The sequence below is a fragment of the Mesorhizobium sp. WSM4306 genome, from assembly GCF_007003975.1.
Classification (GTDB): domain Bacteria; phylum Pseudomonadota; class Alphaproteobacteria; order Rhizobiales; family Rhizobiaceae; genus Mesorhizobium.
In genome coordinates this window covers 38,261-59,053 of sequence record NZ_VFTC01000018.1, presented here as the reverse complement: position 1 = coordinate 59,053, position 20,793 = coordinate 38,261, and the positions used below count along the sequence as shown (strand labels likewise).

Sequence of the window (20,793 nt, the reverse complement as noted above, 5' to 3'; positions counted from 1 at the left end):
CGCGGGCGCACGGCGGAACCCCTCCCGGCGTTGCGCTGCTGCCGCCGCGGCAGACGCAGGGAATGGCAACATTCATCCTATCCGCGACATCGAGTTCGGCGTCGACCAATGACTGGAGAGGGTCAGGTCAGGACGATGCTCGCGCTGAGCTGAACGTCCGCTATCGTTCTTCGGACGCCAGAAGCCGCCATTCCGCTGTCGGCCCCATCTCGGCCATTGACGGCAAGTGCCGTTTTGCCGAGGCCTCCCCCGTCAGACCGTCTCCTTGACCCGCGCCGACAGAAAATCCGGCAGATCGGCAACCGAATCCAGAACGACATCGGCGATCGCCGACAGCGATTCCCGCGTGCCGGTGCCGGAGAGCACGCCGATCGCCAGCCCGCAGCCGCCGGCTCGCGCCATCTCCAGGTCGTGGCGGTTGTCGCCGACCATGGCGATCTCGGTCGGCCTCAGCCCGGTCAGGTCGCAAAAGGCGAGGATGGTGTCGGGCGCCGGTTTCGGATTGGCAACCGCGTCATAGCCATAGGCGGCGTCGAAGAGCTGGGCGACGCCGAGCGTGACCATGGTCTTCTCCGCGCCGGCGGTCGAATCATTGGTGGCGACGCCGAGCCGGTAGGTGCGTTTGTGCAGCGCCGTCAGCGCCCCGACGATGCCGGGCAGCGCCACCGCCATCGATGAGCCCTGCACGGAGGTGATCTCGTTGAAGCGGGCGACGGCCAGCATCTGGTCCTCGTCGGACAGGCGCGGGAACCACAGTTCGACGACATCCATGTTGGTGCCGGAAGCGAAGATGGAATCCGGCTTGAAGCGCTTGGCGACAAAATCGAAGCCTGCCGCCGAAAGCAGCCTGTCGGCCTTCCAGCGATCGCCCTCGGCGGCGTCCATGGCCATGAAATCGGCGATGCTGAGCCAGGTCGCGTTGAAATCGACAAGCGTGCCGTCCTTGTCGAACAATATGCCTTTGATGTCCGCCGGGTTTTTCATTGCGCACCCCGCAGCTGCTGGACGCGCGCCACCAGCCCGGCCGTCGATGCGTCGCGCTTGGCGGCGCTCTCCTTGCCTTCCACGACAGGCAAAAGGCCGGTCGCCAGCTCCTTGCCGAGTTCGACGCCCCACTGATCGAACGAATTGATGTTGAACAAAGTGCCTTCGACGAAGACGCGGTGCTCGTAGAGCGCGATCAGCCGGCCGAAAGTGCGCGGATCGAGCTTGCGATAAAGGATGGTCACCGACGGACGATTGCCGGAGAAGACGCGGTGCGGGGCTATTCTGTCGACATCGGCCGGCTTCATGCCCTTGGCCAGCATCTGCGCGCGCGCCTCTTCGAGCGTGCGGCCCTTCATCAACGCTTCCGACTGCGCCAGGCAATTGGCGAGCAGCAGATCGTGCTGGTGCTCGAGATCAGGCTCATGGCCGACGGCGGCGGCGAGGAACTCGACCGGGATGAAATCGGTGCCCTGGTGCAACAGCTGGAAGAAGGCGTGCTGGCCATTGGTGCCGGGCTCGCCCCAGACCAGCGGCCCGGTCGGCGTCGTCACCGGCGTGCCATCGAGGGTGACGCCCTTGCCGTTCGATTCCATGTCGAGCTGCTGCAAATAGGCCGGCAGCCTGGACAGGCGCTGGTCATACGGGATGACGGCACGGGCCGGATAACCGCAGATCACGCGATGCCACCAGCCGACCAGTCCCAGCAGCGCCGGCAGGTTCTTCTGCAGGGGGGCGGTGCGGAAGTGCTCGTCCATCTCATGCGCGCCATCGAGGAAGGCGCGGAAATTGCGCGGGCCGATGGCAATCATCACCGGCAGGCCGATGGCGCCCCACAGCGAATAGCGGCCGCCGACCCAGTCCCAGAAGCCGAACACGCGATCGGCCTCAATGCCGAATTTGGCCACCAGGTCGAGCGCGGTCGAGACGGCGGCAAAATGCTTGCCGACGGCTTCCTTGCCCAGCGCCTTCTGCACCCAGTCACGCGCCGTCTGCGCATTGGTCATCGTCTCGACCGTGGTGAAGGTCTTCGAGGCAATGATGAACAAGGTGGTTTCGGCGGAAAGGCCCTTCAGCGTGTCGTGGATATGGGCGCCGTCGATGTTGGAGACGTAGTGCGCGCGCGGGCCGTCGTGATAGGGGGCGAGCGCCAGCGTCGCCATGGCCGGGCCGAGATCTGAGCCGCCAATGCCGATGTTGACGATGTCGGTGATCTTCTTGCCGGTGGCGCCGGCGGCCTTACCCGAGCGAATGGCGTCGGCAAAGGCGCCCATGGCGTCGAGCACGGCAAGCACATCCGCCTTGACGTCCTGGCCGTCGACGGTGACGCCCTTGCCCGAGAGGTTGCGCAGCGCCGTGTGCAGCACGGCGCGGTCCTCGGTGATGTTGATCTTCTTGCCGGAAAACATTGCCGCGCGGCGCCCTTCGAGGTCGGCGGCGCCGGCGAGCTTTTCAAGCAGCTCCATGGTGTGCTGGTCGACCGCGCATTTCGACCAGTCGAGCAGAAGGTCGTCGTCGCTGGCCGAGAATGTCTCGAAGCGCTTGGGGTCGGCGGCAAAAGCCTCGCGCATCGTGCCCGATGCCGCCGCGCGCGCAGCATGCAAGGCGACAAGCTGTTTGTCGAAGGAGGAATGATCCACTGCCGGCTCCTGATACTTTTCATGACATCTTATCAGACCGGATGTTTCCGGCGCGTGTCGCGCTGGAGTTATTGAGCCGAATTCCATTTCTTTCAATGCGTGGGGATGACGCAGTGCAACATAGCGGGGTGGCGCGACGACGCTGCGCGTCGCGCTGGCGGGATGAACGCAAGCGTCACCCGGGAAAACGCCACGCGACGACGCTTCGCGTCGCGCTGGCGTCGCGTGGGGATGGACACTCCGCATTATCCCAGCGATGCGACGACGCTTCGCGTCGCGCATAGATCACTGGCATAAATCCCAGCGATCAGAAAAATTGATTGGCGCAACCCCTTGTGCCACGGTTACCTTCCGCTGGTCCAGCCAAGCAAAAAAGTTTGGCCATCGAGGAACATCTTCCATGCCACAGCGTAACGACACGGCCATATGGTCCGGCCTGTTCCGGATTTCGGCGGAATCGGGTCAGACCCTGCAGGCGCAGATCCGCCAGGCGATCGTCGCCGCCATCCTCGACCGGCAGATCGCCGCTTCTATGCCGCTTCCGTCCTGCCGCATCCTGGCAGAAAAACTCGGCGTCGCGCGCGGCACCGTGGTGCTGGCGTTCCAGCAATTGGTAGACCAGGGTTTCCTGGTGGCGCGCGAACGGCGCGGCCATTTCGTCAATCCCGATGTGCTGGCCACCCCCGCCAAGCCGCACCAGAAGGCGCCGGACCAGCAGAACGAGATCGACTGGAAGGCGCGCCGACAGATCGCCGCCAGCGACATGCCGCCGCCGGCCAAGCACGACAACTGGATCAAGTCATCCTACCCCTTCGTCTACGGCCAGTTCGACCCGGCGCTGTTCCCGACCGCCGAATGGCGCGAGTGCAACCGCATGGCGCTGGCGGTGCTCGAGATCCGTAACTGGGCCTCCGACATGGTCGATCGCGACGATCCGCTGCTGATCGAGCAGATCCAGGCGCGGCTCTTGCCGCGGCGCGGCATTTTCGCCAATCCGGACGAGATCATCGTCACGCTCGGCGCGCAGAACGCGCTCTATATGCTGGCGACGCTGCTGATGACCAAGGGTTCGAAAGTGGCGATGGAAGACCCGGGTTATCCCGACGCCCGCTCGATCTTCCGGCTGGCGGGCGCCGATATCCAGCCAGTCCCGGTCGACCAGTCCGGCATCGTTACCTCGTCTATCCCGCAAGATTCGGGCTTTGTCTTCGTCACACCGAGCCACCATTGCCCGACAATGGTGCCGCTGTCGGCGGAGCGGCGGCAGGACCTGCTGGCGCGCGCCAACCGCCACAACCAGATCATCATCGAGGACGGCTATGACAGCCAGCTTCTCGACGAGGCGCCGCAGCAGGCGCTGAAGAGTCTCGATCGCTCGGGCCGCGTCGTCTATGTCGGCTCTATGTCGAAGACGCTGGCTCCGGGGCTGCGGCTTGGCTACATCGTCGCCTCCGCCGGGCTGATCTCCGAACTGCGCGCGCTGCGCCGCTTCATGCTCAGGCATCCGCCGGCCAACAACCAGCGCGCCGTAGCGCTCTTCCTGTCGCTCGGCCATCACGAGGCGCTGGTGCGTCGACTGTCGACGGCCTTCGATGAGCGGCGCAAGCGTCTGGTCCATGCGATTTCCGCATTCCTGCCGGAGTGGCGTTCGACCGACTCGGCCGGCGGCACATCGCTCTGGCTGGAAGGGCCGCGCGGCACCGATTCGCGCGGGCTGGCCGAGGCCGCGGCGTCGCGCAGCGTTATTATCGAGCCCGGCGATCGCTTCTTCGACCGCACCGAAAAGCCGTCGCGTTTCATGCGGTTGGGCATCTCCTCGATCGCCCTGCAGCACATCGAGCCGGGCATTCGCGAGCTTGCGACGGCGGCCGGACGCAGGCCGGCAGCAGCCTAATACATTGGTTGATTTGTGAAGGGAGCCGGCGCAAGCCGGCTCCCTTTCGCTTGGCGCCATCGCCCCCCGCTTTAGCTCTCTGGCATATTCGACCATAGTAGCTGGCCCATAGGCTGTGCCAATACCGGCGGCATAGTCGGCTGACAGAGGGACGAAGCAGGCCGACGGTGGACCAACCACCGCGTCCGGTTTCGCAAGATGAAGGTGGAGTGCCTCCCATGTCAGTGGCTGTTGAGAAGCAGGATGAGGCTCTTAAAGAGGCGTCAGCCGACCAGCGTTCGCGCCGATCCGGCGGGCGCGAAGCGCGCCGCGCGATGCGGGCTGCACCCTTGGCCGACGACATCAGGCCGGTGCGCGCCGGCCTTGAAGGCGGCAGCTACGGGCCGCTGAGCCAGAATGACAAGGAGCGCATCCATGAAGCGGTGCTGACGCTGATGGAGACCGTCGGCTTCGCCAATGCCATTCCCTCCTGCATCGAGGCGCTGACCACTGTCGGCGCGACCTATGGCGATGACGGGCGTGTCCGTTTCCCGCGCGGCCTCGTGCTGGACACAATCAAGAAAGCGGCGCGGAATTTCACGCTGCACGGCCAGGACCCCCGGCATGACATGCTGATCCAGGGCAAACGCGTGCATTACGGCACGGCTGGTGCCGCCGTGCATCTGGTCGATGTCGAAAAGCGCGAATACCGCGAGTCGCTGGTGCAGGACATCTATGACGCCGCCCGGCTTGTCGAAGGGCTCGACAACATCCATTTCTTCCAGCGGCCGATGGTGCCGCGCGACATTCCCGATCCGCTCGAAATGGACTTCAACACGCTCTACGCCTGCGTGATGGGAACGTCGAAGCATGTCGGCACCTCGTTCACAGTGCGCGAGAACGTGCAGCCGGCGCTGGAAATGCTGTATGCGATCGCCGGCGGCGAGGAGAATTTCCGCGCCCGGCCCTTCGTCTCCAACTCCAACTGCTTCGTCGTGCCGCCGATGAAATTCGCCGAGGATGCCTGCGGCGTGCTCGAGGCTTGCGTCGAGGGCGGCATTCCGATTCTTTTGCTGTCGGCCGGCCAGGCCGGCGCCACCGCCCCGGCGGCGATTGCCGGCGCGGTGGTCCAGGCAGTGGCCGAGGTGCTGGTCGGCCTCGTCTATGTCAACGCCATCAAGCCGGGGCATCCGGCGATCTTCGGCACATGGCCATTCGTCTCCGACCTTAGGACCGGTGCGATGTCGGGCGGTTCGGCCGAGCAGGCGGTGCTGACTTCGGCCTGTGCGCAGATGGCGCAATTCTACGACCTGCCGGGCGGTTCGGCCGCCGGCATGACGGATTCGAAACTGCCCGACATCCAGTCCGGCTATGAAAAAGGCATTACCGATGTGATGGCTGGCCTGGCCGGCCTCAACCTCGTCTATGAATCGGCCGGCATGCATGCCTCGCTGCTCGGCTTCTGCCTGGAAAGCCTGATCATCGACAACGACATGCTGGGCCACTGCCTGCGCTGCGTGCGCGGCATCGAGGTGACCGATGAGGCGCTGTCGATCGACACCATCACTGAAGTCTGCCTGAATGGCCCGGGCCACTATCTCGGCAATGAGCAGACGCTGCGGCTGATGCAGACCGAGTATTTCTATCCAGCCGTCGGCGACCGCTTTTCGCCGAAGGAATGGAACGAGAAGGGTCGGCCCGACATCCTGCAGCGGGCGATCATCGAGAAGAAGCGTGTGCTGGCCGAGCGCTTTCCCCGTCATGTGCCGAAGCCGCTCGACGACAAACTGCGCGCCCGCTTCGGCGAGATGATCAAGCTGCCGCGCAGTGGCATGGGTGGGTAAGCCTAGCCTTACGAAATCAGTCCGCGCTTAGCCCAAATCGCTCGACGACCCCGGCGCTGATCAATTTGCCATGCAGCGCCATCAGCACGACCTGCGCATCCAGACTGTCGCCGGTTTCAAGCGCTGCTTCGATGCGGCGCTCCGCGTCCAGCCGTCGCTCCGGCCCGTTGGCCTGCTCGAATGTTTGCGGCCCGGCGATACAATAGCCGAACAGCTGCGCCACGGACCGATAGGCCTCCGGGGGCGGTTCGTCCGGCCAATGGTCTTTCATCAGATTGACGATGGTGAGTTTCACGCCCTCGGGAACAAGCGCCGGATGAAGGTCGGCCGCGCGTAGCGCGTTGTCGAGTTCCCGCAAATCACCCGAGCGGCCGAAGATGCCGAGGAAACCGAGGGAAGAGCGCCGTTTTGCCATGATGGTCTCATCCCTGTGCAGGACGCTTCAAGATGACGTATCTGTAGGTCCGGTCCGACCGATACAAGAGCGCCGCCAAGAGAAAAGGCGGCCTGCCCGATGGCAAGCCGCCTTTGATTTTGCCAAGCACCGTTGCTCAGTGATTGTCCCTCGGCACGCCCCTGGTGTGCGCCACATCCTGGTATTTCACCGCCGGCTTGAGCACCATTCCCTGGTCGAACTGGTCAACCATGCCGCGCTGGATCTCCTGCCACGGCGTCTGGTGCTGCGGATAGTGGAAGCCGCCATTGCCCTGCAGTGCTGCGCGCCGCTTGGCGATCTCGTCGTCGCTGACGAGGATGTTGGCGGTGCCTTTGCGTAGGTCGATGCGCACGCGGTCGCCGGTCTTGAGGAGTGCCAGGCCGCCGCCGATGGCGGCTTCCGGCGAGGCGTTGAGGATCGACGGCGAGCCCGATGTGCCCGACTGGCGGCCGTCCCCGATGCAGGCCAGAGCGTGGATGCCCTTCTTGATGAGATAGGCGGGCGGCTGCATGTTGACGACTTCGGCGCCGCCGGGATAGCCGATCGGGCCGGCGCCACGCATGAACAGGATGGTGTGCTCGTCGATGCCTTGCGCCGGATCGTCGATTCGGGCGTGATAGTCTTCCGGCCCGTCGAAGACCATGGCATTACCTTCAAAGGCTTCCGGGTCCTTCGGGTTGGACAGATAGCGTTCGCGGAATTCCGGCGAGATGCCGCTGGTCTTCATGATCGCCGACTCGAACAGATTGCCGCTGAGGTTGATGAAGCCGGCATTGACTTTCAGCGGCTTGTCGACGCTGCGGATGACGTCGGAATTCTCGTTGGCGACACCCTTGCAGTTGTCGCCGATCGATTTGCCATTCACGGTCACGGCGTCGGGATGCGGCAGCACGCCGGCCTTCATCAACTCGGCGATCACCGCCGGCACGCCACCGGCATGGTGGTAGTCCTCGCCGAGATACTCGCCGGTCGGCTGCAGATTGACGAGCAGCGGCACGTTGAGGCCAATTTTCTGCCAGTCGTCATTGTTGAGCGGCACGCCGAGATGGCGGGCGATCGCATTGAGATGGATCGGCGCATTGGTCGAGCCGCCTATCGCCGAATTGACGACGATAGCATTCTCGAACGCCTGACGCGTCATGATGTCGGAGGGCTTCAGATCCTCATGCACCATCTCGACGATGCGCTTGCCTGTCTCGTAGGAAATCTGGCCACGTTCGCGGTATGGCGCCGGAATGGCGGCCGAACCCGGCAGTTGCATGCCGAGCGCCTCGGCCAGCGAATTCATCGTGGTGGCGGTGCCCATGGTATTGCAATAGCCGGTCGACGGCGCCGAGGAGGCAACGATGTCCATGAACTCGTCATAGTCGATCTCGCCGGCCGAGAGGCGCTGACGCGATTCCCAGACGATGGTGCCGGACCCCGTGCGCTTGCCCTTGTGCCAGCCATTGAGCATCGGGCCGACCGAGAGCGCGATTGCCGGAATGTTGACGGTGGCGGCCGCCATCAAAAGCGCCGGCGTGGTCTTGTCGCAACCGATGGTGAGCACGACGCCGTCGAGCGGATAGCCGTAGAGCACCTCGACCAGGCTGAGATAGGCAAGGTTGCGGTCAAGGGCTGCCGTCGGGCGCTTGCCGGTCTCCTGGATCGGATGGCAAGGGAATTCGAAGGGGATGCCGCCCATCGAGACGATGCCTTCGCGCACGCGCTTGGCCAGTTCGATATGGTGGCGATTACAGGGCGACAGATCCGAACCGGTCTGGGCGATGCCGATCAGCGGCTTGCCCGACATCAGCTCGGCCCGCGTCAGCCCGTAATTCAGGTATCGCTCGAGATAGAGCGCGGTCATGCCCGGATTGTCGGGATTGTCGAACCACTCCTGCGAGCGAAATTTCTTCTTCTTGGTGGGGGCGCCTGCCATCGTGGTCTCCGTATTTGTAAGACAAATCGATATGGCAACGCGCCGTGGCAGGCAAGAGGTCACGCGAGCGCACCCAGACTTTGGTGCGATAGACAGGCGTCGGACCCTGAGTTAGGCCTTTTCGGAGCAACGCGGGAGGGTATCGATGGCTTTGGTGATCGAAGGCGAGGAACGCATTGCCGCCGCCCTGCAGAAAGTCTGGGAAGCGCTGAACGATCCTGACGTGCTGCGGGAAAGCATTCCCGGGTGTCAGAACCTGGAGATGAAATCGCCGACCGAAATGGCGGCGACGGTCGTGGTGAAGATCGGCCCGATCAAGGCGACCTTCAACGGCGAGGTGACGTTGAAGAATTTGAAGCCGCCGCACGCCTACACCATACAGGGCGAAGGCAAGGGCGGCATTGCCGGCTTCGCCAAGGGCGGCGCCGACGTGACGCTGACGGCCGACGGGCCGGATGCGACGGTGCTGAAATACGCCGCCAAGGCCGATGTCGGCGGCAAGATCGCCCAGCTCGGCAGCCGTCTCATCGAATCGACGTCGAAGAAACTGGCGGGACAGTTCTTTTCGAATTTTGGGGAGAAGGTGGGCGGCTAGATCCCTCCCCCTTGAGGGGAGGGTGCCGCGCGAAGCGCGGGGGGGGGGGTCGCCTCAGCTGCCTCAGCCTGAATTGGGTTGCCTCGAACTCATAAAGAAATAGCGCCCGAGCGCTTCACCGCGGACCCCACCCGCCCCTTCGGGCCACCCTCCCCTCAAGGGGGAGGGATATCAGCGCTACTCGAAAATGATGCTCGGCACCGCTGCTTCGACCGCGCCGCGCTCTTCGTTGACCCGCTCCCAGACCTTCGACGCGATATCGCGATAGATCTTCGCCTCGGGGCTATCGGGCTTCGACGCCACCACCGGTGCGCCTTCATCCGAGCTTTCGCGAATGCCCATTTCCAGCGGCACTTCGCCAAGGAAGGTCACGCCGAGGCGCTCGGCCTCGCGCCGCGCCCCGCCATGGCCAAAGATGTCGTAGCGCTTGCCGGTATCGGGAGCGACGAAATAGCTCATATTCTCGACTATGCCGAGCAGCGGCACGTCGACCTTCTTGAACATGTTCAACCCCTTGCGGGCGTCGATCAGGGCCAGATCCTGCGGCGTCGAGACGATGACGGCGCCGGCCAGCGGCACCTGCTGGGCCATGGTCAGCTGGGCGTCGCCGGTGCCGGGCGGCATGTCGACGACGAGCACGTCGAGCCGGCCCCATTCTACTTCGCGCAGCATCTGCGTCAGCGCCGACATCACCATCGGGCCGCGCCAGATCATTGGCGTCTCCTCGTCGACGAGGAAGCCCATCGACATCACCTTGAGGCCGTAATTCTCCATCGGTTTCAGGATTTTGCCGTCGACCGTCTGCGGCCGGCCATGGATGTTGAGCAGCCTGGGCATGGACGGGCCATAGATGTCGGCATCGAGCACGCCGACGCGCAGACCGTTGGCGGCGAGCCCGAGCGCGATGTTGACGGCGGTGGTCGACTTGCCGACGCCGCCCTTGCCGGACGCAACCGCGATAATCGCCTCGATGCCGGGCACGCCACGCTTGCCCGAGCTTTGAGATGCCGGGGCGTGCGGAGCCGCGCGTGGCGCAACTGGCGGAGCCGGCGGTGCGGGCCTGGGCGCGGCGCGCGCCGGCACCGGCGCCTCCATGCCGCCGCCCTTCCTTTCAGCCGTCAGCGCGACGACGGCGCCGGCGACACCGGGAATCGCCTTGACGACGCGCTCGGCGGCGGCGCGCAGCGGCTCCATCTCCTGCGCACGGGCAGCTGGAACGGTGATCGAGAAGAACACTTTTGAATCGGCGATGAAAATCTCCGAAACCATGCCGAGGTCGACGATGTTGCCGGTGAAGTCCGGCCCATTGACCGTCTTCAGACGCTCGGTGACGATTTCCTTGGTGACGGACATGACAATTCTTTCCTTATGCGGCTTGCGCTTCAGATAATGCAGTTTCCGAACGGAACCAAGGCGTGGAGCAACAGCTGCGTCGACCTGCCCCGGAAACCGGCACTCGACAGGCGACGGGTCGCCAACTGGCCGCGCGACCCTATTTTGAGGATCAAGGCGCAAACCGGGAAGGAGACAATCATGCTCGCAAACAGCAATGCAGCCGCCAACCTCGCGGTCAAGGATCTGGCCCGGGCGAGGGCTTTCTATGAAGACATTCTGGGTTTGACGGAAGTTCACAGCGAAGGTGGCGAACTGATCGTCTACAAAAGCGGCGATACCAGCCTCAACGTCTATCATTCGAAGTTCGCCGGGACCAACAAAGCGACGGCGGTGACCTGGATGGTCGGCGACGAGATCGGCAATATCGTCAAGGCGTTGAGATCGAAGGGCGTCGCCTTCGAACATTACGAGATGCCGGGCCTGACGATCGTCGATGATGTCCATGTCGGCCACGATATGAAAGTCGCGTGGTTCAAGGACCCGGACGGCAACATCCTGAACCTGGTGGACCGATAGCCCGCATTCCCGGCGCTCACGCCGTCTGGCGCCCGTGCCCGGCACCGGCTAGCTTGCGCCAATGATCGACAAGCTGGAATTCTTCATCGCGCTGGCCAAGGAGGAGCATTTCGGTCGCGCGGCTGATGTGTGCGGCGTCACCCAGCCGACGCTTTCGGCGGCGATCAAGCAGCTGGAGGAGCAGCTCGGCGTTATGCTGGTGCTGCGCGGCTCGCGCTTCCAGGGGCTGACGCCGGAAGGCAAGCAGGTGCTGGCGTGGGCGCGCCGCATCGTCGGCGACAGCCGTGCCATGAAGGAAGAGATGCGGGCGGCACGCCACGGCCTTTCGGGGCGCATCCGCATCGCGGCGATCCCCACCGCTTTGGCGATGGTGGCGCGGCTGACGACGCCATTCCGGGCAAAGCACCCCGGCGTCACCTTCTCGATCCTGTCGCGCACCTCGATCGAGGTGCTGTCGCTGCTTGGCAATTTCGACGTCGATGCCGGCATCACCTACCTCGACAACGAGCCGCTCGGCCGCGTCATCAGCGTGCCGCTCTATGACGAGCGCTACCAGCTGATCACCGCTGTCGGAAATCCGTACTCCGACCGCGACAAAGTGACGTGGGCCGAACTCAGCCAGCTGCCGCTCTGCCTGTTGACGCCGGACATGCAGAACCGCCGCATCATCGACCAGCATCTGGCCGAGGCCGGCGTCGAGATGCGGCCCACGCTGGAATCCAATTCAATGATCGTGCTGTTCTCGCATATAAGGACCGGCAAATGGTCGTCGATCATGCCGCTCAACCTTGCGGAAACATTCGGCTTTTCCGAGCCGATCCGGGCCATCCCGATCGTCGAGCCGGATGCCAGGCACACCGTCGGGCTGGTGGCCGCGCCGCGCGAGCCGCACACGCCGCTGGTGCAGGCGCTGCTGGACGAGGCGATGGCGCTGGCAGACGATTTCCGCAACCACCGCTAGGCTAGACAATGCAGGCTGACGGGTTTCGATAGAAAATTTCTATCAAGCAACGGATCAGCTTTATTGATTTCGGGGGTTTCCTCTGATTTCGTAAGCACTTAGCGCGAGACCGCTATCGACCAGGGAGGGCGCTGCATGACGATGCAGCCTGCAAGTACCGAGATCCAGTCGCGCACGGCCGCGATCATCCAGGAGCTGAAGGACCTCGAGGGTCCACTGCTGCCGATCCTCCACGGCATCCAGGAAGAATTTGGCCACGTACCGCAGGACGCCGTGCCGGTCATCGCCGATGGGTTGAACCTGTCGAGGGCCGAGGTGCACGGTGTCGTGACCTTCTATCATGATTTTCGCGCCAGCCCGGCCGGCCGGCACGTGCTCAAGCTCTGCCAGGCGGAAGCCTGCCAGTCGATGGGTTCGGATGCGATCGCCGCAAAGGTCAAGCAGCTGCTCGGCATCGATTTCCATGAGACCACCCGCGACGGATCGGTTACACTTGAGCCTGTCTATTGCCTCGGGCTTTGCGCCTGTTCACCGTCGGCGATGCTGGATGGTGAGGTGATCGGGCGGCTCGATGACGAGAAGATCGAAGAGATCGTCGCGGAGGTACGCTCATGATCCCGCGCATCTACATTCCAGGTGACTCCGGCGCGCTGGCGCTCGGCGCCGAAAAGGTCGCCAAGGCGATTCGTGCGGAACTGGCCGAACGGGGCATCGAGGCCAAGATCGTGCGCAACGGCTCGCGCGGCGCCTATTTCCTCGAACCGATGGTCGAGGTCGCGACCGCCGAGGGCCGCGTCGCTTACGGGCCGGTGAAGCCTTCCGATGTCAAGAGCCTGTTCGACAGCGGCTTCCTCAAGGGTGGCCATCACAAGCGCTGGCTGGGCGCGCCAGACAAGATCCCGTTCCTGGCCAAGCAGACGCGCCTGACCTTCGCGCGTTGCGGCATCAACGACCCGCTGTCGCTCGACGCCTACAAGTCGCTCGGCGGACTGAAGGGCCTGCAGAACGCGGTGGCTATGGCGCCGCTCGACATCGTCAAACAGGTCACGGAATCGGGCTTGCGCGGTCGCGGCGGCGCTGGCTTCCTGACCGGCATCAAGTGGAAGACGGTGCTTGATACCGCCGGCGAGCGCAAATACATCGTTTGCAACGCCGACGAAGGCGACAGCGCCACCTTTGCCGACCGCATGATCATGGAGGGCGACCCCTTCGTGCTCATCGAAGGCATGACGATTGCCGGCATCGCCACGGGCGCAACCAAAGGCTTCGTCTATATCCGCTCGGAATATCCGCATGCGGTGGCTGTCATGAACAAGGCTGTCGAGGTCGCCCGCAAGGCAGGCGTGCTGGGCGTCAACGTGCTGGGTTCGCCCAACGCCTTCGACATGGAAATCCGGGTCGGCGCCGGCGCCTATGTCTGCGGCGAGGAAACTTCGCTGCTGAACAGCCTTGAAGGCAAGCGCGGTGTGGTGCGCGCCAAGCCACCGCTGCCGGCGATCCAGGGATTGTTCGGCAAGCCGACGGTGATCAACAACGTCATCTCGCTGGCTTCGGTGCCGATCATCATGGACAAGGGTGCCGCCTTCTACAAGGATTTCGGCATGGGCCGCTCGCGCGGCACCATCCCGATCCAGATTGCCGGCAACGTCAAGCAGGGTGGCCTGTTCGAAACTGCTTTCGGCCTGACGCTCGGCGAAATCGTCGACGACATCGGCGGCGGCACAGCGACTGGCCGGCCGGTGAAGGCAGTGCAGGTCGGCGGCCCGCTCGGTGCCTATTTCCCGCGCGCGCTGTTCGACACGCCGTTCGACTACGAAGAGTTTGCGAAGCGTGACGGGCTGATCGGCCATGCCGGCATCACCGTGTTCGACGATACGGCCGACATGCTGAAGCAGGCGCGCTTCGCCATGGAATTCTGCGCCATCGAAAGCTGCGGCAAGTGCACGCCCTGCCGCATAGGCTCGACACGTGGGGTGGAGACCATCGACAGGCTTGCCGCCGGCATCGAGCCGGAAAAGAATCTGGCTCTGGTCACCGATCTCTGCAACACGATGAAGTTCGGATCGCTCTGCGCGCTGGGCGGCTTCACGCCCTACCCGGTGATGAGCTCGATCACCCACTTCCCCGAAGATTTCAAGCCCGCGCCGGCGCGCGTGGCTGCTGAATAGGAGCTGGCGGATGAATATCAAGGCCGACTTCCCGACACTCATCGAAGAACTCGACTACGGAACCCCGGAATCGAAGGCGCAAAAGCAAGTCACGCTGATCGTCGACGGCCGCAGCATCAGCGTGCCGGAGGGTACGTCGATCATGCGCGCGGCGATGGAAGGCGGGGTCGAGATCCCAAAACTCTGCGCCACGGACATGTTGGACTCGTTCGGCTCCTGCCGCGTTTGCCTCGTTGAGATCGAAGGGCGCGGCGGCACGCCGGCATCCTGCACGACGCCGGTCGGCGAAGGCATGGTGGTGCGCACGCAGTCCGAGCGGCTCGACGCCATCCGCCGCGGCGTCATGGAGCTTTACGTCTCCGACCATCCGACCGGCTGGAACGAGAAGGCCGGTACCGGCGCCAGCGAGTTCGACGTTGTGGCGAAGTCGGTCGGCCTGACCGAGAACCGCTTCGGCATCGAGGGCCGAAACCACGTCAAGCAGGAAAACGGCGTGGCGCCGGGCCATGGCTCGCTGGCGGTCGACTACATCGCCCGCGATGAGTCCAACCCTTATTTCACCTATGATCCGGCGCAATGCATCGTCTGCTCGCGCTGCGTGCGGGCCTGTGAGGAGGTGCAAGGCACCTTCGCGCTGACGATCGAGGGCCGCGGTTTCGAATCGCGCATGGTCGCCGGCATGCATGAGGATTTCATCGCCTCCGAATGCGTGTCCTGCGGCGCCTGCGTGCAGGCCTGTCCGACCGATGCGCTGCGTGAAAAGACCGTGCTTGAGAAAGGCATGCCCGAGCGCTCCGCGGTCACCACCTGTGCCTATTGCGGCGTCGGCTGCTCTTTCAAGGCCGAAGTGAAGGGCGACGAAGTCATTCGCATGATGCCCTACAAGGACGGCAAGGCGAACCACGGCCACTCCTGCGTGAAGGGCCGTTTCGCCTATGGCTACGCGACCCACAAGGACCGCATCCTGTCGCCGATGATTCGGGAAAAGGTCAGCGATCCCTGGCGCGAGGTGAGCTGGGAAGAGGCGATCGCCCATACCGCCAAGGAATTCCGCCGTATCCAATATCAATACGGACGCACCTCGATCGGCGGTATCACGTCCTCGCGCTGCACGAATGAGGAGACCTATCTGGTGCAGAAGCTGGTGCGCCAAGGGTTCCGAAACAACAATGTCGACACCTGCGCCCGCGTCTGCCACTCGCCGACCGGCTACGGCCTCGGCCAGACCTATGGCACCTCGGCCGGCACCCAGGATTTCGATTCCGTCGACTTCACCGATGTCGCCGTCATCATCGGCGCCAATCCGGCTTCCGCGCATCCTGTGTTTGCTTCACGGCTGAAGAAGCGCCTGCGCCAGGGCGCCAAGCTGATCGTGCTCGATCCGCGCCGTACCGAAATGGTCAAGTCGCCGCATATCGAGGCCGACTACCACCTGCCGCTGAAGCCCGGCACCAACGTGGCGGTGCTGACGTCGCTCGCACATGTCATCGTCACCGAAGGGCTTTTCGACGAAGCCTTCATCCGTGAACGCTGCGACTGGACGGAGTTCCAGGACTGGGCCTCCTTCGTCGCTTTGCCGGAGAACAGCCCCGAGACCGTCGGCAAGCTGTCCGGCGTCGACCCGGAGCTGATCCGGGGTGCTGCGCGGCTTTATGCCAAGGGCGGCAACGGCGCGATTTATTACGGCCTCGGCGTCACCGAACACAGCCAGGGCTCGACCACGGTTATGGCGATCGCCAACCTTGCCATGGCGACCGGCAATATCGGCCGCCCGGGCGTCGGCGTGAACCCGCTGCGCGGCCAGAACAATGTGCAGGGCTCGTGCGACATGGGCTCGTTCCCGCATGAACTGCCGGGCTACCGCCACATCTCCGGCGAGGCGGTGCGCGACATCTACGAGACTTTGTGGGGCGTGAAGCTCGACGACGAACCGGGCCTGCGCATCCCCAACATGCTGGATGCCGCTGTCGACGGCTCCTTCAAAGGCATCTACATCCAGGGCGAGGATATCCTGCAGTCCGACCCCGACACCAAGCATGTCGCGGCCGGCCTGGCGGCGATGGAATGCGTAGTGGTGCACGACCTGTTCCTCAACGAGACAGCGAACTACGCGCATGTCTTCCTGCCGGGCTCGACCTTCCTGGAGAAGGACGGCACCTTCACCAATGCCGAGCGCCGCATCAACATGGTGCGCAAGGTCCTGGAGCCGAATGCGCGGTACGCGGACTGGGAAGCGACGCAGGAGCTTGCCCGTGCGATCGGGCTTGACTGGAACTACCAGCATCCCTCCGAGATCATGGACGAGATCGCCAAGACGACGCCAAGCTTCGCCGGCGTCTCCTTCGATCTGCTCGACCGTGTCGGATCGGTGCAATGGCCCTGCAACGAGAAGGCCCCGCTCGGCACGCCGATTATGCATATCGACGGCTTCGTGCGCGGCAAGGGCAAATTCATCCGCACCGAGTATGTGGCGACCGACGAGCGGACCGGGCCGCGTTTCCCGTTGCTGCTGACCACCGGCCGCATCCTCAGCCAGTACAATGTCGGTGCACAGACAAGGCGTACCGAAAACGTCATGTGGCACTCGGAAGACCGGTTGGAAATCCATCCGCACGACGCCGAGAACCGCGGCCTGCGCGATGGCGACTGGGTGCGGTTGACCAGCCGCTCGGGTGAGACGACGCTGCGTGCGCTGATCACCGACCGCGTGTCGCCGGGTGTGGTCTACACTACGTTCCACCATCCGGACACGCAGGCCAACGTCATCACCACCGACTTCTCCGACTGGGCGACCAATTGTCCGGAGTACAAGGTGACCGCGGTGCAGGTCGGCGCGTCGAACGGGCCTTCGGACTGGCAGCGCGACTACAACGAGCAAGCCGAGCAGAGCCGCCGCATCGCTCGGCTGCAGGCGGCCGAGTAGTCTTGGCCGCGCGCCGCAAAGCGACGACGCAGACCTCGCGGCTGGCGCACCGCGCCAGCGGCACGACCTCGGCCAACCGAATGGTGCCGGAGGAGACGCCGGTGGCGTTCTCCTTTGCTGGCACCACCCATGCGGTGATGATGGCGAGCCCGGCCGATTTCGAGGATTTCGCGCTCGGCTTCTCGCTGACCGAAGGCATCATCGCAGATCCCCGGGAGATCGAGGCGATCGAGGTCGAGGACCACGGCGCCGGCATCGACATCCAGATCCGGCTCAAGGACCAAGCCAACACCCGCTTCGAGGCGCGGCGCAGGCGCTTGGCAGGACCGGTCGGCTGCGGGTTGTGCGGCATCGAGTCCATTGAAGAAGCGATGCGCTCGGTCGACAAGGTCGGTGCGTCCAAGCTTACGCTTGAAGCCGATGACATTGTTCGTTCGGTCAGGCTGCTGTCGAAGGTGCAGCCTCTGCATTCGGAAACCGGCGCCGTGCACGCTGCGGGCTTCTATGTACCGGGCAAAGGCATCGTCATGGCGCGCGAGGATGTCGGCCGCCACAATGCGCTGGACAAGCTGGCCGGCGCGCTGGCGAAGGCCGGCATTTACGGTGCCTCCGGTGCTGTCGTCGTGACCAGCCGCGTTTCGGTCGAGATGGTGCAGAAGACGGCGGCCATCGGCTCTTCCTTCATCATGGCCGTGTCGGCGCCGACCGCGCTTGCCATCCATACCGCTGATGAGGCCGGCATGACGCTGGTGGCGCTGGTGCGCGGCGACGATTTCGATGTTTTCACCCACCCGGAACGGGTGGTCTTGGGAGTTGCCCAGCATGTCGCATGACGAAGACCACATCACGAGCACCAGGGAAAAGCTGGTGCGGATGGCCAATCAGATCGCCGCCTTCTTCCATTCCAGGCCGCGCGAAGAGGGCGTGGTGGGTGTGGCCGAGCATATCAACAAGTTCTGGGAGCCGAGGATGCGGCGCCAGTTCTTCGAGATGCTGGACGGCGGCGGCGAAGATTTCGACGAACTCGTCGTCGAGGCCTCGGCCCGGATCAAGCGGCCAAAGAGCGCGGAGCAGGCCGATATGAGCATCGGCTACGTCCAACCCACGGGTACGGAGAGCGCAGCTCCCCAGAAATAGCCGATCGCTAGAAATAGCCGGGCGCCAGAAATAGCCGGGCGCCAGAAATAGCCGGGCGCCAGAAATAACCGGGCGAATGCGGTTCGGGCCGCCAGGCTATATTTCTGCCTTCTAAAGTTTGACTGCCGCAAGCAGTAGGCGTCTGCTATGGTCGGCGATCAGAAATCGTCTGGCCGGGCGGATGCAGTCGTGAGGCCGATCGAGACGCGATATGCCCTCAGCGGCGACGTGCGGATCGCCTATCAGGTGGTCGGCCAGGGATCGTTCGACCTGGTTTTCGTGCCGGGCTTCATTTCCAATCTCGACCTGCATTGGGAAGACGAAGGTTACACCAGGCTGTTGAAACGGCTCTCGGCGTTCTCGCGGCTGATCCTGTTCGACAAGCGCGGCACCGGCCTGTCCGACCGGGTCGACCCACGCCATCTGCCCAGCTTGGAGACCCGCATGGACGATGTGCGCGCGGTGATGGATGCCACCGGCAGCGGCCGTGCGGCACTGCTCGGCGCCTCGGAAGGCGCGCCGATGGCAATGCTGTTCGCCGCCACTTATCCGGAACGGACACGGGCGCTGGCGCTCTATGGCGGCTATGCACATTTCCACAAATGGGTGATGCCGCCGGATCGCCTGGAGGCCTTCATCGCGACCGCCGGCACGGCCTGGGGCACCGGCGCCACTCTGCCGAACTTTGCGCCGGGCCGGGTCGATGACGCGCATTTCACCCAGTGGTGGGCGCGCTTCGAACGGCTGTCGGCCAGCCCGACGGCAGCGGCGGCCCTGGCACGGATGAATGCCGACATCGACGTGCGCGATGTGCTTTCGGCGATCCGCGCACCGACGCTGCTCATCCATCGCCGCAACGATGTGCGGGTCGACCCCGACGCCAGCCGCTTCCTGGCGAAAAAGATCGCGAATGCGCGACTGGTTGAAATCCCCGGGCGCGACCATCCGATCTGGACCGGCGATGTCGACCGAGTGGCCGACCTGATCGAGGAGTTCCTGACCGGCGAGCGCGCCGTGGCCGAAGCGGAGCGCGTGCTTGCCGCTCTTCTGGCGACACGTATCTACGACACGGCGCGGGTGGGCGACCGCATGTGGAACGAACGCAGCCAGCGCTTCCAGGAGACCTGGCGGCAGCTGGTCGGCCGTCATGGCGGACGCATCGCCGGCATCCAGGGCGAGTTGATGATCTCGCGCTTCGACGGGCCGGCGCGGGCCATACGCTGCGCGGCGGCGCTGCGCGATGCGGCGCAGCATATGGGCATTGCAAGCGCCCAGGGCGCACATGTCGGCGAGGTCGAAATGCGCGGGCCGCCGGTGGGGCTGATGGCCCGGGTGACGATGCAGATCGCCGCCCATGCCGGGCGCGGCGATATTCTGGCGTCGCGGCTGGTCGCCGACCTGGCGGCCGGTTCCGGCCTGCATTTCATTGACGCCGGGCGCGTCACGGTGGATGAGCTGGACGAGCCGCTGGCGATGGTCCAGGCGACGTCGGAACAGCATCTCGAACCGGCCTGCCGTCCCAAGGCCAGGCCTGCCGAGCCGGCTCAACTGACGGCGCGCGAAAGCGAGGTGGTTGGCCTGATCGCCGACGGCAAGAGCAATGCCGCAATCGCTGCCGAGTTGAGGCTGAGCGAGCATACGGTCAAGCGTCATGTGGCCAACATATTGCTGAAGCTCGACCTGCCGTCACGGGCGGCGGCAGCGGCATTTTCCGCCAGGCACACTGGCCCGGACGGGCCATAGCAGCCATGGCGCTTTCGGGCGAAGCGGCCAAGGCAGCCTCGGCGCTACCAATTCTCTCCATGCAGGCCAGGCGGATGTCGCCGGGAAGGCGCTGCGAACGGAGGATGCAATGCTGAAGTCAAACAGGTCGATCAAATCGCTGATGATAGCGGCAAGCGTTGGCGTGCTGTTCACCATCGCCCCTGCCAAGGCCGAGGATGCCTCGGCGGCCGCCGCTTACAAGGACATCGAGGCGACGCTGGGCTCGGTGCCGGACATGTTCAAGACGCTGCCGGATGTCGCGGTTGCCGGCGCCTGGGCCGAGATCAAGGGCGTGCAGCTCAACCCCAAGACCGCGCTCGACGGCAAGACCAAGGAGCTGATGGGGCTGGCCGTCGCCTCGCAGATCCCCTGCCAGTACTGCATCTATTTCCACACCGAGGCGGCCAAGCTCAATGGCGCGACAGATGAGGAGATCAAGGAGGCGATCACGATGGCGGCCATCGTGCGCCACTGGTCGACGATGCTCAACGGCAGCCAGGTCGATTTCGCGACCTTCAAACAGCAGACCGACGGCGTGTTCGCGGCCGTCAAGGCCAAGTCGCAGTGAAAGACCCTGCCCGACGATGAGCGCCGGGCGGTGCTTCTGATCATCAACCGCCCGATCGACGGGCCATG

General features: G+C 64.3%; 17 protein-coding genes. 12 read left to right on the top strand and 5 right to left on the bottom strand.

Annotated features, from left to right (window positions below; translation table 11 throughout):
* Positions 1–252: 252 nt before the first annotated feature.
* Together FJV77_RS20625 and pgi are read right to left on the bottom strand one after the other, a co-directional pair.
* A complete protein-coding gene (locus FJV77_RS20625) occupies positions 253–984 on the bottom strand; it encodes an HAD family hydrolase (protein WP_142868478.1) in 732 nt (243 codons plus the stop codon).
* Positions 981–2,588, bottom strand: coding sequence for a glucose-6-phosphate isomerase (pgi, locus tag FJV77_RS20620; RefSeq protein ID WP_246691316.1), 1,608 nt, complete (start codon positions 2,586–2,588; stop codon positions 981–983). The genes FJV77_RS20625 and pgi overlap by 4 nt, the downstream gene beginning before the upstream one ends.
* Positions 2,589–3,024: 436 nt before the next feature.
* Between pgi and FJV77_RS20615 the strand changes: the two genes are divergently transcribed.
* Positions 3,025–4,518, top strand: coding sequence for a PLP-dependent aminotransferase family protein (locus FJV77_RS20615; RefSeq protein ID WP_142868476.1), 1,494 nt, complete (start codon positions 3,025–3,027; stop codon positions 4,516–4,518).
* Between the two features lie 218 nt (positions 4,519–4,736).
* Positions 4,737–6,341 carry a trimethylamine methyltransferase family protein gene (locus tag FJV77_RS20610; protein ID WP_142868475.1) on the top strand — a complete coding sequence of 535 codons (1,605 nt, stop codon included), beginning with the start codon at positions 4,737–4,739 and terminating at the stop codon, positions 6,339–6,341.
* Between the two features lie 16 nt (positions 6,342–6,357).
* On the opposite strand, the gene FJV77_RS20605 is transcribed toward FJV77_RS20610, so the two are convergent.
* Both FJV77_RS20605 and FJV77_RS20600 read right to left on the bottom strand, forming a co-directional pair.
* The gene (locus FJV77_RS20605) at positions 6,358–6,756 is read right to left on the bottom strand and encodes a hypothetical protein (RefSeq protein WP_142868474.1); all 399 of its coding nucleotides are present in this window, start codon (positions 6,754–6,756) and stop codon (positions 6,358–6,360) included.
* A gap of 136 nt (positions 6,757–6,892) precedes the next feature.
* Positions 6,893–8,698 carry an IlvD/Edd family dehydratase gene (locus FJV77_RS20600; RefSeq protein WP_142868473.1) on the bottom strand — a complete coding sequence of 602 codons (1,806 nt, stop codon included), beginning with the start codon at positions 8,696–8,698 and terminating at the stop codon, positions 6,893–6,895.
* 145 nt (positions 8,699–8,843) lie between these two features.
* Between FJV77_RS20600 and FJV77_RS20595 the strand changes: the two genes are divergently transcribed.
* Positions 8,844–9,293: a carbon monoxide dehydrogenase subunit G gene (locus tag FJV77_RS20595; RefSeq protein ID WP_142868472.1), complete on the top strand. Its 450-nt coding sequence runs from the start codon at positions 8,844–8,846 to the stop codon at positions 9,291–9,293.
* A gap of 177 nt (positions 9,294–9,470) precedes the next feature.
* Here FJV77_RS20595 and FJV77_RS20590 read toward each other — a convergent pair whose 3' ends face one another.
* Positions 9,471–10,646: an Mrp/NBP35 family ATP-binding protein gene (locus FJV77_RS20590; RefSeq protein WP_142868471.1), complete on the bottom strand. Its 1,176-nt coding sequence runs from the start codon at positions 10,644–10,646 to the stop codon at positions 9,471–9,473.
* A 180-nt stretch (positions 10,647–10,826) separates the two neighbouring features.
* Here FJV77_RS20590 and FJV77_RS20585 point away from each other — a divergent pair, with 180 nt between their 5' ends.
* The 9 genes from FJV77_RS20585 (at position 10,827) to FJV77_RS20545 (ending at position 20,725) form a co-directional block, all read left to right on the top strand.
* Positions 10,827–11,204 (top strand): VOC family protein, encoded by a 378-nt coding sequence (locus tag FJV77_RS20585; protein WP_142868470.1) that lies wholly within the window; start codon positions 10,827–10,829, stop codon positions 11,202–11,204.
* A 61-nt stretch (positions 11,205–11,265) separates the two neighbouring features.
* Positions 11,266–12,165 (top strand): LysR family transcriptional regulator, encoded by a 900-nt coding sequence (locus FJV77_RS20580; RefSeq protein WP_142868469.1) that lies wholly within the window; start codon positions 11,266–11,268, stop codon positions 12,163–12,165.
* Positions 12,166–12,300: 135 nt separating this feature from the next.
* Positions 12,301–12,780 (top strand): formate dehydrogenase subunit gamma, encoded by a 480-nt coding sequence (locus tag FJV77_RS20575; RefSeq protein ID WP_142868468.1) that lies wholly within the window; start codon positions 12,301–12,303, stop codon positions 12,778–12,780.
* Positions 12,777–14,333, top strand: a complete 1,557-nt coding sequence (locus FJV77_RS20570; RefSeq protein WP_142868467.1) for an NADH-quinone oxidoreductase subunit NuoF — start codon at positions 12,777–12,779, stop codon at positions 14,331–14,333. Before FJV77_RS20575 ends, FJV77_RS20570 begins: the two co-directional genes overlap by 4 nt.
* Before the next feature lie 10 nt (positions 14,334–14,343).
* A complete protein-coding gene (fdhF, locus tag FJV77_RS20565; RefSeq protein WP_142868466.1) occupies positions 14,344–17,256 on the top strand; it encodes a formate dehydrogenase subunit alpha in 2,913 nt (970 codons plus the stop codon).
* A 2-nt stretch (positions 17,257–17,258) separates the two neighbouring features.
* Positions 17,259–18,089 carry a formate dehydrogenase accessory sulfurtransferase FdhD gene (gene fdhD / locus FJV77_RS20560; protein WP_142868465.1) on the top strand — a complete coding sequence of 277 codons (831 nt, stop codon included), beginning with the start codon at positions 17,259–17,261 and terminating at the stop codon, positions 18,087–18,089.
* The gene (locus FJV77_RS20555) at positions 18,079–18,393 is read left to right on the top strand and encodes a formate dehydrogenase subunit delta (RefSeq protein ID WP_142868464.1); all 315 of its coding nucleotides are present in this window, start codon (positions 18,079–18,081) and stop codon (positions 18,391–18,393) included. Before fdhD ends, FJV77_RS20555 begins: the two co-directional genes overlap by 11 nt.
* A gap of 189 nt (positions 18,394–18,582) precedes the next feature.
* Positions 18,583–20,136, top strand: a complete 1,554-nt coding sequence (locus FJV77_RS20550) for an alpha/beta fold hydrolase (RefSeq protein ID WP_142868463.1) — start codon at positions 18,583–18,585, stop codon at positions 20,134–20,136.
* 109 nt (positions 20,137–20,245) lie between these two features.
* On the top strand, positions 20,246–20,725 hold the full coding sequence (locus tag FJV77_RS20545; RefSeq protein WP_142868462.1) for a carboxymuconolactone decarboxylase family protein: 480 nt from the start codon (positions 20,246–20,248) through the stop codon (positions 20,723–20,725).
* The last annotated feature ends 68 nt before the right edge of the window (positions 20,726–20,793 follow it).